The sequence below is a fragment of the Pedobacter sp. MC2016-15 genome (genome assembly GCF_026239695.1).
In the GTDB taxonomy this organism is placed as follows: Bacteria; Bacteroidota; Bacteroidia; order Sphingobacteriales; family Sphingobacteriaceae; genus Pedobacter.
The window spans coordinates 631572-645208 of sequence record NZ_JAPIVS010000001.1; the positions used below are offsets into that span (position 1 = coordinate 631572).

At 43.0% G+C, this 13637-nt stretch carries 12 protein-coding genes; 6 read left to right on the plus strand and 6 right to left on the minus strand.

The window, feature by feature from the left end; genetic code table 11:
* The first annotated feature begins 5 nt into the window (after positions 1-5).
* Positions 6-920, plus strand: coding sequence for a helix-turn-helix transcriptional regulator (locus OQY15_RS02850; protein WP_265787494.1), 915 nt, complete (start codon positions 6-8; stop codon positions 918-920).
* A gap of 185 nt (positions 921-1105) precedes the next feature.
* Here the strand turns inward: OQY15_RS02850 and OQY15_RS02855 are convergent, their stop codons facing one another.
* The 4 genes from OQY15_RS02855 to mnmE form a co-directional block, all read right to left on the minus strand.
* Positions 1106-1687: a Crp/Fnr family transcriptional regulator gene (locus OQY15_RS02855; protein ID WP_265787496.1), complete on the minus strand. Its 582-nt coding sequence runs from the start codon at positions 1685-1687 to the stop codon at positions 1106-1108.
* A gap of 20 nt (positions 1688-1707) precedes the next feature.
* Positions 1708-2907 (minus strand): fumarylacetoacetate hydrolase family protein, encoded by a 1200-nt coding sequence (locus tag OQY15_RS02860; RefSeq protein WP_265787499.1) that lies wholly within the window; start codon positions 2905-2907, stop codon positions 1708-1710.
* 9 nt (positions 2908-2916) lie between these two features.
* Positions 2917-3879 carry a DUF6268 family outer membrane beta-barrel protein gene (locus tag OQY15_RS02865; protein ID WP_265787501.1) on the minus strand — a complete coding sequence of 321 codons (963 nt, stop codon included), beginning with the start codon at positions 3877-3879 and terminating at the stop codon, positions 2917-2919.
* A gap of 149 nt (positions 3880-4028) precedes the next feature.
* On the minus strand, positions 4029-5399 hold the full coding sequence (gene mnmE, locus OQY15_RS02870) for a tRNA uridine-5-carboxymethylaminomethyl(34) synthesis GTPase MnmE (protein ID WP_265787503.1): 1371 nt from the start codon (positions 5397-5399) through the stop codon (positions 4029-4031).
* A 94-nt stretch (positions 5400-5493) separates the two neighbouring features.
* Here mnmE and OQY15_RS02875 point away from each other — a divergent pair, with 94 nt between their 5' ends.
* On the plus strand, positions 5494-6618 hold the full coding sequence (locus OQY15_RS02875) for an AI-2E family transporter (protein WP_265787505.1): 1125 nt from the start codon (positions 5494-5496) through the stop codon (positions 6616-6618).
* A gap of 223 nt (positions 6619-6841) precedes the next feature.
* On the opposite strand, the gene argS is transcribed toward OQY15_RS02875, so the two are convergent.
* Positions 6842-8614 (minus strand): arginine--tRNA ligase, encoded by a 1773-nt coding sequence (gene argS, locus OQY15_RS02880; protein WP_265787507.1) that lies wholly within the window; start codon positions 8612-8614, stop codon positions 6842-6844.
* Positions 8615-8700: 86 nt separating this feature from the next.
* On the opposite strand from argS, the gene OQY15_RS02885 reads away from it, so the two are divergent.
* The 3 genes from OQY15_RS02885 (at position 8701) to OQY15_RS02895 (ending at position 12544) form a co-directional block, all read left to right on the plus strand.
* Positions 8701-10143 (plus strand): arginine deiminase family protein, encoded by a 1443-nt coding sequence (locus OQY15_RS02885; protein WP_265787509.1) that lies wholly within the window; start codon positions 8701-8703, stop codon positions 10141-10143.
* 10 nt (positions 10144-10153) lie between these two features.
* The gene (locus OQY15_RS02890) at positions 10154-11065 is read left to right on the plus strand and encodes an arginine deiminase-related protein (protein ID WP_265787512.1); all 912 of its coding nucleotides are present in this window, start codon (positions 10154-10156) and stop codon (positions 11063-11065) included.
* Positions 11066-11152: 87 nt separating this feature from the next.
* Entirely contained in the window at positions 11153-12544 is a 1392-nt protein-coding gene (locus OQY15_RS02895) for an arginine decarboxylase (RefSeq protein ID WP_008246064.1), read from the plus strand.
* Positions 12545-12594: 50 nt separating this feature from the next.
* On the opposite strand, the gene OQY15_RS02900 is transcribed toward OQY15_RS02895, so the two are convergent.
* A complete protein-coding gene (locus OQY15_RS02900) occupies positions 12595-13077 on the minus strand; it encodes a thioesterase family protein (protein ID WP_265787524.1) in 483 nt (160 codons plus the stop codon).
* A 78-nt stretch (positions 13078-13155) separates the two neighbouring features.
* Between OQY15_RS02900 and OQY15_RS02905 the strand changes: the two genes are divergently transcribed.
* Entirely contained in the window at positions 13156-13590 is a 435-nt protein-coding gene (locus tag OQY15_RS02905) for an Hsp20/alpha crystallin family protein (RefSeq protein ID WP_265787526.1), read from the plus strand.
* Positions 13591-13637: the final 47 nt, after the last annotated feature.

The window sequence follows — 13637 nt, forward strand, 5'->3', positions numbered from 1 at the left end:
GGAAAATGCAAAGACAATCTAACATCAATCATATCAATAGTATATCGCAACTTGTGCGGTTATTGGGTCTTCCTGCACCGTCGCACCCATTGATTGCGTTGGTCGACTACAATAAGGTTTCCATTGATATGTTTCCGAAAGGGCAGAAAGTAAGTCTTGATTTCTACAAAATCTCCTTTAAGCCAAAATTCATGGGACAAATAAAATATGGACAAGGATATTACGATTTTGAGGAAGGTGGATTGGCATTTTTGAAGCCAAAACAAATCGTTTTCCCACCAGAGAACCTGGAAAGCTATGAAGGTATAGCGTTATATTTCCATTCGGATTTTATCCGAAATTATCCCTTGGGAAGCACTATCAGTCAGTATGGCTTTTTTTCTTATGATGTCTCTGAAGCGTTATTTTTATCCGCCAAAGAGAAAGAAATTATAGCCAATTTATTTACCACAATTGCCACTGAACTAGACAACAACATCGACGGTTTCAGCCAGGATGTTTTGGTTTCACAATTAGAGTTATTGCTGAATTACAGCAACCGTTTTTACAACAGGCAATTTATTACAAGGAAAGCGGTCAATCACGACATCGTCACCTCTTTGGACAATCTCTTAAGCAACTATTTTGAAGAAGAGAAAAGTCTGAAAAACGGTCTGCCATCTGTGAAATATATCAGCACAGCGTTACAGCTATCGCAACGTTATCTGAGTGATATGTTGAGTTCATTGACAGGACTGAATACACAACAGTATATTCAGAATACAATCATTGAAAAAGCCAAAGAAAGATTAGCAACTACGAATCTGTCCGTTTCAGAGATTGCTTATGAACTGGGCTTTGAACACTCACAATCTTTCAATAAGCTTTTCAAGACAAAGACAAATGTATCGCCTTTGGAGTTCAGGCAGTCGTTTAATTAAGGAGCTCTTTCCTTTGGACTGTTTGGCCTTGTTAGCTTTGTTCACTATATCTGGATGTTTACGTTACGTGAACATCCAGATATAGTGAACAAAACTTGGATAGTCGGGATGGCGTAGCGAATTCATCCTAAATTGAATCAACGCACAAAAGTGGAAAGTCCGGTTAACAAATGTTTCATATCCTTTTACCCCTTCTTCCTAATCCTGCTTAAATGTTCTGGCGTCAAACCCAGATAGGACGCGATATAATACTGAGGCACCTGCTGTACAATCTGAGGGTAAGCAGAAGCGAAATCCCGGTATTGCTCTTCATGCGTGGTGGCGATCAGCTTCTTTCGCTTAGCTTCATTTACGCAGAAAATCTTTTCGATGATTAACCTCCCGAAGCGTTCCCAGACCTTGTACTTATCGTACAATCCGTTTATGCCTTCCCTGCTCAAAATAAGAAGTTCCACATCTGTTAATGCTTCAAGATACTGCTTTGAGGGAGAGCGCAAAATGAAGCTCTGGTAATCACTGGCAAACTGACCTTCAGAAACAAAATCCACAGTTGCCTCCCTGCCGTTTTGGAAAGCATATTCCCTGATCACACCGGTATTCAGGAAAGCAATAAAATTACAGATCTTCCCTTCTTCCAGCAGCATATCTTTTTTACGAAGTTCTTTAAATCTCACTATTTCTGTAAAAGCTTCCCATTCCTCTTCGTTCGGTTGAACGATTGTACGGATAAAGGCTTCAATTTTATGCAGTTGCGGAGAGTCTTTCATGTGTTAAAGATAATTCAAAATTAACGGCATCCCAACTTCGCAGTATGTGCTGTAACGGTAGTACTGATGGTTCCCAGATAGCTGATAGAGCTCTCCACAAAATCCCCTGGTTTAAGGTAGCGTGGATTCTTCCTTTCTTTATGCAGGTATTTTTTTAAGATGTAAGGATGCATCTGCTCGGTGAAGAAGGCACCTGTAAAAATATATCTCATTACTGTACCTATGATAAAACCTTTGGCAGGCGCCTTGAATACTACTCCTGAGGGCGTTCCGGTTACAATTATACTATTGGCAGGGATGCATTCCCCTTCAAAGAGTTTTACCATTTTCTCCTGGTAGTAACTCTTCTTTTCGCCCCTGGCAGCGAGCGATTTTTCCACGATCCTGTCAATGTTCCAAACCATATCCTTCGCGTTACCATGCTGCCTCACTGCTCCATTTACAGAAAGCTCCAACTGCAGCTCCTTCACAAAAGCACGCCAGTTTTTCGGGATAACCATATAGGGTCCTGTGGGTAGAAAGCCCTTTTTACTTTTAGCATCAGGAAATCCCTTGCCACCCGTTACATTCTGACTATCCATCTTGCGCATCAGCTCCGCCCGGTCGGTAAAGTCGTTCACCACCAGAAAGCCGATCATCATGCGGTCAAGCTCCTCAACTGCACAGACATTTGTAGGGAAAACAATGCCGAGCTCCACCTCATGGTCCAGCAGCCAGCCCTCCTGATATTCCAACTGTTGTACCGCAGCGTCGGTCCTTACCAATTTCGGGAACATAAAAGGCCTAACCTGACCTGTCTCCTTACCGTGTTCTTCGTAATTGATCCCTATAGCTAAATGTCTGTCTGACGTAAGAGCTGGCAACAGTTCAGAATATTTCACTGTCACTTTCCTGGAGCCCCGGCGGATCAATCCCAGGACCTCATTAAAATTCATATTCCCGATCAGATTAAAAGAATTTTGTTCATAACTCCTGAGCTCGTCACTAAGATCTACACCTTTTACGCTGATGCCATTGTCTTCCAAAACAGCAAGTATATGCACCTTACCATCCTTGTTAAACCTACTCAACGTGAGAGCCTCTTCAGGTGCTTTGATTTGTCCGGACATCCTTTTATTCCCGGCTGTTTTGATACTGGGCATCAATTGTGCCAGCGCCGGGTAGCTGTTGAAGAGCGTCACCAATCCGGCAACTACTAATCCAATAACAATTCTGTTCATATCAAATAATTACTTTCTGCCTGGAAAAATTCTGTAGCTTAAACCGATCTTAAACGAGAGTCCCGGAGAAACCTCGGGATTAATCGGATCTTTGCGGTCCCCCAGTTCATAGAAGTCGACAAAGCCATCCGCTTTATCATTTTTGTTATAGATCTCCATGTTTCTGATCAGCGTATAGGCTGCCGTTGCGCGCACTGCCCATTTGGAGGAGACGTACCGTTCCAGGAAAAGTCCCGGGTTAACAGTATTGTATTCAAAGTAGCGGTCCATATTATTCAAGCGGTATGTCGAGTTTTGCACGAACAGGTTAAACCCCGTGTTCATCTTCTGGTTGATGGCGTAACTCGCTGTCAGGTTGTGTGGAACATCCCCGAAGATCTGCCATTTATCGTTTACTTTCCAGTCCATACCTACCAGCACTACATACTGCGGACCATAAAATTGCCTGCGATAACCCAGAATTGCTTTCCAGGTAATTTTCTCCGAGGCCTTCCAGCTTCCTCTAACGATTGCCCCGAACTTAATATCAGAGCTCTTCACATCTTTATAATCACTGTTCATGGTGGGTGTCAGCAGGGCTGTAAGATTGAAGCTTTTGCTCAACATTGTGCTGTAGCCGAAGGTGGGCGAGATACTGTATACACGCTTCACTTCAAAATCCGGATGGGTACCAGAGAAATTGAAGGCTTCCAGATTTCCCCCTACGATCAGATACCTGGATTTGTCCGCCTTCAGGAAGATGGGAATGGTAGCCGATACTTTGAGATTGTTGCCTGTAAATTTCTGATTTCCTGCAGAGGAATCAATCTTCATTGGGATGTGTTCATAACTGATATTTACACCCTCGATATATCCCTGGGCAGCGCTCAGCATGGGCGAAAGCATGAATAAAATAAAGATGAGGCAAATGAAAGGACGGTCAGCGATCCATTGCGGCCGCGAAGAGTTTAAGCTAAAATTGAAAATTTCCATTAGGGATAGTTTTGATTAATCTTTTTTTTGATTGTGACAAAATTATCCCGGACGCTTTCGGATCTCATTGATGTTTATCAATAAGCTATATTTTAGGTTTATTTTAAAACTGTAGCTTAACAGACTTCAGTTGACGACATGTGTCCTTTTTACTTCCCGATACAAAACTTACTAAAAATATTCTCCAGCAAATCATCCGTAGTCACCTTGCCGGTAATCTCACCGAGATAATACAGCGCCTGCTTAATATCCGTAGCCAGGAAATCTGAAGTTACAGGATTGATCAATCCTTCAGAAACACTGTGCAACGACTCCTGTGTTTTACGAAGCGCTTCTACGTGCCTGATGTTTGTTACCAGGGTATGGTTTTCAGAAAGTTTGTCTCCAACTACTGCGTCGTAGAGCACTTCTTTCAGTGATTCAATCCCGGTATTTTCCTTTGCAGAGATAGAAACAAACTGGATATCCAGGGGAAGGTCCAGCTCCTTGATCCTGTCGGTATAGGTTAGATCCATCTTATTTGCTACAGCAATAAAAACAAATCCCGGTTTGTATAAGCTATTGATATCATCATGGATCTCGCGTGCCGTCATGTTCACCACGTCAAAAAGATAAATCAAAACTGACGCATGACTGATCTTCTGCATCGTCTTCTCCACCCCTATAGCTTCGATCGTGTCTGTAGCTTCACGTATCCCTGCCGTATCAATCAGACGGAAATTGATACCATTGATATTAAATACCTCTTCAATTGTATCCCTTGTTGTTCCTGCGATCTCACTCACAATCGCACGGTCCTCATTCAGTAAGGCATTCAGCAATGTAGATTTCCCTGCATTCGGTCTTCCTGCGATCACCGTATTGATTCCTTCTTTGATCACATTTCCCAGTTCAAAGGAACGGATCAGCTTACTCAGGACCAGTGTGATCTTGTTGATCAGATCCTGCAGTTGATCGCGGTTGGCGAACTCCACATCCTCCTCAGAGAAATCAAGCTCCAGCTCAATCATGGAAGCGAAATGGATCAGCTGTTCGCGCAGCACATTCAGCTCAGTGCTGAAGCCCCCACGGAGCTGGTTCATCGCCACACTGTGCGCGGCCTGTGAATCCGAAGAGATCAGGTCGGCCACCGCTTCTGCCTGTGAAAGATCCATGGCACCATTTAAGAATGCCCTCAAAGTGAACTCTCCCGGTTTTGCCGCAACAGCACCTTTTTTGAGCAGCAAGGAGATAATCTGCTGTATGATATAGTTAGAGCCATGACAAGAGATCTCCACCACGTTTTCTTTGGTATAAGATCTGGGGCCTACAAACAAACTCACCACCACCTCGTCGATCACGATGTCACCATCCTTAATCAGTCCAAAATGCAAGGTATGAGTAGCTTGTGCCAGTAAGTCTTTACCACTGAAAACCGAGTTGGTAATCGCAATAGCATCTTTTCCGGAAAGGCGGATCACCCCTATCGCACCCGATCCGGGAGGAGTGGATAAAGCTACTATTGTTTCATCTGTAATCATGGCTATATATGTTTTTATAAGATTGTGCAAATCTACCCAAACATTTGGATGCTTTGCATAGTTAATGAAGGAAACTTAACAATCTGATTAAAAAATGAAGGAATTGCCACTAACCGTTAAAAGATCTTTGGAATTATTGGGTATACTGCTGCTGGGCACTGTATTGGTGATTGGCAGTGATATTATTATGCCCGTAATTATGGCATTCTTTATCACCATTATGCTGGTGCCTATCTATCGCTGGCTGAGAAAATATAAAGTTCCTGAAGCCCTCGCCATTATACTGCCTATCCTGCTGGTCGCGATTTTTGTGGGACTCATTGTCTGGTTCTTCTCCTCGCAGGTGGCCAGTCTCGTCAAGGATTTCCCGCAAATTAAAGCTAACGTTTCCATACACCTGCAGGCCCTGAGCGAGTGGGTGAGTAAGGTAAGTCACTATTCTACCAAAGAACAGGTAGATTTCATCAACAAAAAAAGTAATGATCTCCTCTCCATGGCTGGCGGAATGGCAAGCGGTGCAGCCGTAACCCTCAGCTCTGTGTTTGTTTTTGTTGGTTTACTACCAATTTACATCTACCTGATCCTATTTTATAAAGACATTCTACTGCGTTTCGTATTCATGTGGTTCAAAACTGATGACCATCCTAAAGTAAAGGATGCGATCTACGAGACCGAAACGATCATCAAAAGCTACCTCGTAGGACTGCTGATTCAGGTTACCTATATGACCGTATTGCTTGGAGGTATTTTGCTTCTGCTGGGCATCAAACACGCCCTCCTGATTGGAGTCATATTTGCGATACTGAACCTGATTCCTTATGTAGGAGCACTGCTGGGTAATATTATTGGTGTAATGCTCACGTTAACATCTGCAGCAACCTTAGGTCCTGTGGTAACTGTACTAGCGGTTATTGCGGGTGTACAGTTTCTGGATAATAACATCCTGATGCCGCGTATCGTGGGTTCAAAAGTAAAAATCAATGCGCTGATGTCAATTCTCGGAGTTATTATTGGAGGCAGCATCGCTGGTGTTTCCGGGATGTTCCTGTCCATGCCAATAATTGCTGTGCTGAAGGTGATCTTCGACAGAACAGAAATGTTCAAACAATGGGGTGTTTTATTTGGTGATGAAAGACCAACTAAAAGCCCGATGAAGTTCCCTACGTTCAGAAAAAAAGAAAATGTTAACACAAAATCAGGTGTCGAAAAAGATAAGTAAATGCCTGACCAAGGGGCTTCAGTAAAAGGTAGAAGTATAAGAACGAGGTAATAAGGCTGAAGTCTTGATATGCGGATGCAGGTAAAGCACCCAACCCAGAACAAACCTTTCCAAAAAAAAACATGGCTTGTATTTCGATGCCTTATGCTGCGCTTCAGCAGCATACAGCATTGAAATACAAGCCATGTTTTTTTACCCTTAGATATTCCCCTTTTCAGGGAATTTACATCCTCTCAGGAACCTCAATCCCTAAAATCCGCATTCCATCCTTAATTACATTTGCAGTAACCCAGCTCAGATTTAACCTGTGCTGTTTCAGCTGCTCATTCTCCTCCTTCACAATCGGCGGGATCTCATGGTAAAACTTATTAAACATCTTCGCGACTTCATAAATGTAATTCGCTAAACTCGCCGGACTGAATGTCTTTGCTGCTGCCGCGATTTCTGCAGGGTATTTAGCCAGCAGGATAATCATCTCCAGTTCAGTAGCTGACAATTCAATCTGGTTGTCTACAAGAACTCCTGCTGTGAATCCAGCTTTGCTCAGCAAAGATTTGATACGTGCATGGGTATACTGGATAAATGGCCCTGTATTTCCCTGGAAATCGATAGATTCTGCAGGATCAAACAGCAGTCTCTTCTTAGGCTCCACTTTTAGCAGGAAGTACTTCAGCGCACCCATCCCGATTTTATAATACAGACTTTCTTTCTCTTCCTCACTAAAATTATCAACTTTACCCAGTGCTTCAGTTTTCTGTTTCGCCGTAGCCACCATCTCCGCAATCAGGTCGTCAGCATCAACTACTGTTCCCTCACGTGATTTCATCTTGCCACTTGGCAGGTCTACCATTCCATAAGATAAATGATACAATCCCTTCGCCCAGCTTTTGCCCAGCTTATCCAGAATCAGGAAGAGCACCTTAAAATGATAATCCTGTTCGTTACCCACAACGTAGATCGACTCATCCATACCGAAATCATCAAACTTCATCTGTGCGGTACCCAGATCCTGTGTGATGTATACCGATGTACCATCTGCACGCAATACCAGCTTCTGGTCTAAGCCATCTGCTGTAAGGTCGATCCAGACCGAGCCATCCTCCTTCTTAAAAAAAACACCCTTTTCAAGTCCTTCGTCTACCGTATCTTTTCCTAACAGGTAGGTATTACTTTCATAGTAATACTTATCAAAATCAACCCCCAGGTTTTTATAAGTAACGGCGAAGCCATCATATACCCAACCGTTCATCCTTTTCCAAAGAGAAATCACCCCTTCATCACCATTCTCCCAGGCCAGCAGCATCGCCTGTGCTTCCCTGATCAGCGGCGCATTCTTCTTCGCCTCTTCCTCCGTTTGTCCTGTCAGCTTCAGCGCTTCGATTTCCTTTTTGTATTCCTTATCGAATATCACATAGTATTTACCTACCAGGTGATCGCCCTTGAGGCCAGAGCTTTCAGGCGTTTCCTGTTCGCCCCATTTCTGCCAGGCCAGCATCGATTTACAAATATGTATACCCCTGTCATTCACCAGGTTCACCTTATAAACTTCAGACCCATTTGCTTTGAGCAATTCCGATACAGAATAACCTAAAAGGTTGTTGCGAACATGCCCCAGGTGGAGCGGTTTATTTGTATTTGGCGAAGAATATTCAACCATTACCTTTTTACCGTTGGAAGGAATCTTGCCAAAGTCTGGTCTCAGCAGATCTGTATTAAACAGATCCATCCAGTATGAATTAGTGATACTCAGGTTGAGAAAACCCTTTACCACATTAAAAGCCGTTACTACTTCCAGATTGGCTACCAGGTATTCACCCAGATCATTTGCCGTTTGTTCTGGCGATTTCTTGGAGAAACGCACAAATGGAAAAACTACTATTGTTGCCTGCCCTTCAAACTCTTTACGCGTATCCTGTATACTGATCAGGCTCTCTTCAACATCCTGGTTATAGAGTTGCTTGAGACCTTTCACTACTTCCGTAATCATAAAATCCATTGCCAAAAATAACCAAATAAGCAATAATGAGCGAATATAATATTTTAAAAAAATATTGGATAGCTTTGCTTCACCATAAACTGAGTATGACCGAATATAACGAGAAATTTGAAGTGAAAGTAAGCACCGAGATCGGGCGGTTGCGTAAGTTACTGATCCACAGTCCCGATAGCGGACTCGGAAAAGTAGTACCCTCAAAGGCGCAGGACTGGCTTTTTGAGGATATTGTTCACCTGGATACCATCCGCAAAGACGAATACGATTACTATGTGAAACTGCTGATGTACTTCCTTGATCCTGATAAAATCAAGGGCAGACTTGCTGAGATCGACAGCGAGACAGCGGACAGGAAATTCTTTAAACCAGACCATCCCGACTTCCACAGCTCAGTGGCGGTTATTGAAATACAAAACCTGCTGTCAGATATTCTTAAAGATTCATCGATCAGAAAAAAACTGACCGCTTCGGTATGTGCCATTGAAGGATGTACCTATAAACTACAGCTGCAGCTGATTGATACTGATCCTGCGGAACTCGCCAAAATCTTTATCTCCGGCAGCCTCGCCGACGACCTGATGATCTTTGCCCCTATCCCCAACCTTATCTTTACCAGGGATGTAGGCATTACCATCAACAGCCATATTCTGCTGAATAAACCCGCAAAGAAAGCCCGCAGCAGAGAAACCTTACTGATGCGTTATATCTTCTTTAACCATCCCCTGTTTGCAGCATATGCGGACAATATCCTCGAAATACCTGATGCTGCACAGCATTTTCTGCGCCCCGGTGAAGAAGAGGAACACCGCACCACACTGGAAGGCGGCGACGTGATGATGGTCAGCGAAAATCACGTGCTGATCGGATGCAGTGAAAGAACATCTGCCTACGGCGCCAACGAAGCCATCAAACTGCTGTTCGACAACAACGTAGTGAATAAAGTTACTGTAGTCAAGATCCCGAATAAAAGAGATTTCATGCATATTGATACCGTTTTCACCCAGGTGAAACGCAATGTATGGACCCTGCTGAGATCCATCTCCGGCAACCAGCTGAGTGCTCCGGTAGAACCTATCAATTACCTGATCGAACCAGATACCAAAGACGTCACAGAAATCATCCAGTTTAAGAAAGGACAGGATCAGCCTGTAACATTTGACAGCATCGAGGCCTTGTTAAATGATATCAGTACAAATGAACTCGGCAGCTCCGGAGAAACAAAGTTTATCTATAGCGGAAACGGGGCCTTTCCTTATGACGCCCGCGAGCAGTGGACAGATTCCTGTAACCTGCTGGCGATTAAAGAAGGTGTTGTTCTGGGCTACGACCGTAATGATAAAACCATCGAGGCTTTTAAAAGCAATGGATTTGCTGTTGTACACGTTAAAGACCTGATTCCCGATCTGGAAAGCGGAAAGGTAGGTGCAGAAGAAATTACAGATACACTGATCCTGATGCCTTCGGCAGAACTATCACGCGCCAGAGGTGGATTCCACTGTATGAGCCTGCCCCTGTTAAGAGATACCCTATAATCCTTTGAGCATGCAAACCACAAACGAGCTATTGATGATCCGCCCGGTCGACTTCAAATTCAACGAACAGACCGCCGGAAACAATAAATTTCAGCAGGCCTCAGATGAGGAAAATGTACAGGCACTGGCACTCAAGGAATTTGATAACTTCGTTAGCCTGCTCCGCGAAAAAGGAGTAAACGTAACGGTCATAAACGACACACCTGAACCTGAAACCCCTGATTCTATCTTCCCCAACAACTGGGTATCCTTTCATGAGAACGGACAGGTATTTCTATATCCCATGTTTTCTGAAAACCGCCGCCGGGAACGCCGCAATGATATTATAGAAAGCCTTGGTAAAAATTTCGCCATCTCCGGGATCACCGATCTTTCTGCACATGAGCAGAAAAGCGTTTACCTTGAAGGTACCGGCAGCATGGTGCTGGACAGGGAGAACAAAATTGCCTACGCCTGCCTGTCAGTAAGGACCGATCAAAAAGTACTGGAAGATTTCTGCGCACAGTCGGGCTACCGGGCCATCCCCTTCCAGGCTGTTGATGCAGAAGGCTTTCCTATTTACCATACCAACGTGATGATGTGCATCGGCAGCGGCTTTACAGTCATTTGCCTGGATGCAATCCCAGACGAAAAGGAAAGAAAAACCATCATAGAAAACCTCAGCAGCAGTGGTCATGAAATCGTTGAAATCAGCTATGATCAGATGAACCGCTTTGCCGGGAATATGCTGCAGGTACAAAACAATAACGGAGATCTGCTGTTAATCATGTCGGAACAAGCATATTTATCATTGAATGCCAGCCAGATAGAAAGGCTGGAAAAATACAGCCAGATCGTCCATTCGCCGATTTATACCATTGAAAAGAATGGTGGAGGAAGCGCAAGATGTATGCTGGCAGAGATACATCTGGGTAAAAAATAAATACTACCTGTGCGTGACAGTATTTTGATTTATTAAAGCTGTTTCTCAATTTAAAATTACATTTTTGCAAAAAATATTCGACCATAAATGCAGAGTTACTCCGAATTTCTTGATCTAAGTGTTGGCTTTCCTCAGGAAGGCTACAGCGTTATAGATGACGAATTGTATTTTCAAGACCTGAACCTTATGGAAATGATTGAAACCTATGGCACGCCATTGCGTTTCACTTATCTTCCGATGATCAGCAAAAAGATCCAGCAGGCAAAACTGTTGTTCCAGACAGCGATCATTAAGAATAACTACCGCGGTGATTACAAGTATTGCTACTGCACCAAAAGCTCCCACTTCAGACACATCGTAGAAGAAGCGTTGAAGAATGGTATCCACCTGGAAACCTCTTCAGCTTTTGATATGCCGATGATTGAAGCCCTGGAGAAAAAAGGTGCACTGACAAAAGATATCACCGTGATCTGTAACGGTTTCAAAACTTACCAGTATAAACAGTATATCATTGACATGCTGCATGATGGTTATAAAAACATCATCCCTGTTCTGGACAACAAAGAGGAGTTTAACCTTTTTGACGATGAGGTAGAGATGGACACCCCTTGTAATTTAGGTATCCGTATCGCTGCTGAAGAGCAACCTGATTCACAGTTCTATACTTCCCGTTTAGGGGTACGTATGGAAGATGTAATTGATTTTTATAACAATAAGATCTCTGCTAATCCAAACTTCAGGGTAAAACTGCTGCACTTCTTTATAAATTCAGGTATCACGGATTCTCCGTATTACTGGAACGAGCTGGAGAAATATGTAACGCTGTACTGCAAATTTAAAAAGATCAATCCCGAACTGGATACTTTGGATATTGGTGGTGGTATGCCATTTAAAGATTCACTGGTATTTGATTTCGACTATGAATACATGGTGAATGAGATCGTTAAACGTATCAAGGAAATCTGTGCTGAGCACGATGTAGTTGAACCGGATATCATCACCGAGTTTGGTAAATACACCGTTGCTGAAGCTTCTGGTATTTTATACAAAGTACTGGGACGTAAACAACAGAATGACCGTGAGAAATGGCTGATGCTGGATGGATCATTCATCACCAACCTGCCTGATGTTTGGGCCTTAAACCAAAAATACATCCTGCTGCCGATCAATAACTGGGATGCAGAATACGAAAGGGTGAACCTTGGTGGTATTACCTGCGACGGACAGGATTACTACAACCAGGAAGCGCACATGAACTCTGTGTTTATGCCTAAGACACGTAAGGTACAATATTTGGGTTTTTTTAATACAGGAGCCTACCAGGAAGTATTGAGTGGTTACGGCGGTATTCACCATTGTTTATTGCCAAGTCCGAAGCACGTGATTATCCGCAGAAACCGCGATGAGACTTTCAACTTTGAAGTTTTTGGCGAAGAGCAAAACAGTAAACAGGTATTAAAGATCCTGGGTTATACCTAGTCTCTTTTTGAATCAAAAATATAAAGCCCCTTCTTGTGAAGGGGCTTTTTTTATAGTTGCTCGAAATCAATCATCTTACTTTTCTCTGCCTCGGGAATGGGCGAAGGAGATTTAGTGGCATAGTCGAACGCCACACAAACGGTTTTTCCTTTGGTACAGACCTCTTCTTTACCATTCACCTCTTTCACCAGCGTATACTCCAGGTCGAAACTGCTGGTGCCAATCCTGGAAGTGCGCACATACATCGTGATTTTATCCTTTAAGAATACAGGCAGTACATAATCCAGTGAGGCCTGTGCGATGACTACCCCTGTTTTTTCCCAGTCCCAGGAGATCGCGTGTTTCCAGTATTTGGTACGTGCCATTTCCATGTAGGTAAAATAAACTGCGTTGTTAACATGGCCCATCATATCGAAATCTGCAAACCGGGTTTCAATGGAGGTTTTATACTTGAATGTGTCGAAATTTGCAGGTTCAACTGACTTTTTGTCGGTTGATTTTGGTTTAGAACGCCATAATGTCTTAAAAATCATAGAGAATTTGGGTTGGTATGGGAGTTGAACTGTGGTTTGTAAATTATTAAAACTTAAAAAATAAAGGAGAATATAACCATGACATTAGTAAATTTTAACAACCGCACCAGAAACACAGCACCTTACTTTAACAACGTATTTGATTCTTTGTTCAGTGACGCGATAAATAAAAACCACTCAATTCACAAAGTTCCGGGCGTGAACATCCTGGAATCAGAAAATGATTACACCATTGAACTGGCAGCTCCGGGATTGGAGAAAGCTGACTTCCAGATCAATCTGAAAAAAGAAACCTTATCCGTTTGGGCTGAGAAAAAAGCTGATGATGCTGCAGTAAAGAAAAACTACAGCAGAAAAGAATTTGATTACTTGTCTTTCGCAAGATCTTTTGTTTTACCTGAAAGCGTTGATGCTGAAAAAATTGCCGCAGAATATGTAAATGGAATTTTAACCATTACCATTGGCAAGAAAACAGATGTTCAGCCAGAAAGTAAAGAAATTAAAGTTTCATAATTGAGTGTTTAGTTTAGGGTTCTAAGGGCATTCCGCAAGGTTTGCCC

Excerpts from the sequence above, each read along its gene's own strand:
- OQY15_RS02890 (WP_265787512.1), top strand. The coding sequence starts at position 10,154 with ATGCAAACCACAAACGAGCTATTGATGATCCGCCCGGTCGACTTCAAA.
- OQY15_RS02875 (WP_265787505.1), top strand. The coding sequence starts at position 5,494 with ATGAAGGAATTGCCACTAACCGTTAAAAGATCTTTGGAATTATTGGGT.
- OQY15_RS02900 (WP_265787524.1), bottom strand. The coding sequence starts at position 13,077 with ATGATTTTTAAGACATTATGGCGTTCTAAACCAAAATCAACCGACAAA.
- OQY15_RS02860 (WP_265787499.1), bottom strand. The coding sequence starts at position 2,907 with ATGAACAGAATTGTTATTGGATTAGTAGTTGCCGGATTGGTGACGCTC.
- OQY15_RS02865 (WP_265787501.1), bottom strand. The coding sequence starts at position 3,879 with ATGGAAATTTTCAATTTTAGCTTAAACTCTTCGCGGCCGCAATGGATC.
- mnmE (WP_265787503.1), bottom strand. The coding sequence starts at position 5,399 with ATGATTACAGATGAAACAATAGTAGCTTTATCCACTCCTCCCGGATCG.
- OQY15_RS02885 (WP_265787509.1), top strand. The coding sequence starts at position 8,701 with ATGACCGAATATAACGAGAAATTTGAAGTGAAAGTAAGCACCGAGATC.
- OQY15_RS02895 (WP_008246064.1), top strand. The coding sequence starts at position 11,153 with ATGCAGAGTTACTCCGAATTTCTTGATCTAAGTGTTGGCTTTCCTCAG.
- OQY15_RS02855 (WP_265787496.1), bottom strand. The coding sequence starts at position 1,687 with ATGAAAGACTCTCCGCAACTGCATAAAATTGAAGCCTTTATCCGTACA.
- OQY15_RS02905 (WP_265787526.1), top strand. The coding sequence starts at position 13,156 with ATGACATTAGTAAATTTTAACAACCGCACCAGAAACACAGCACCTTAC.
- argS (WP_265787507.1), bottom strand. The coding sequence starts at position 8,614 with ATGGATTTTATGATTACGGAAGTAGTGAAAGGTCTCAAGCAACTCTAT.
- OQY15_RS02850 (WP_265787494.1), top strand. The coding sequence starts at position 6 with ATGCAAAGACAATCTAACATCAATCATATCAATAGTATATCGCAACTT.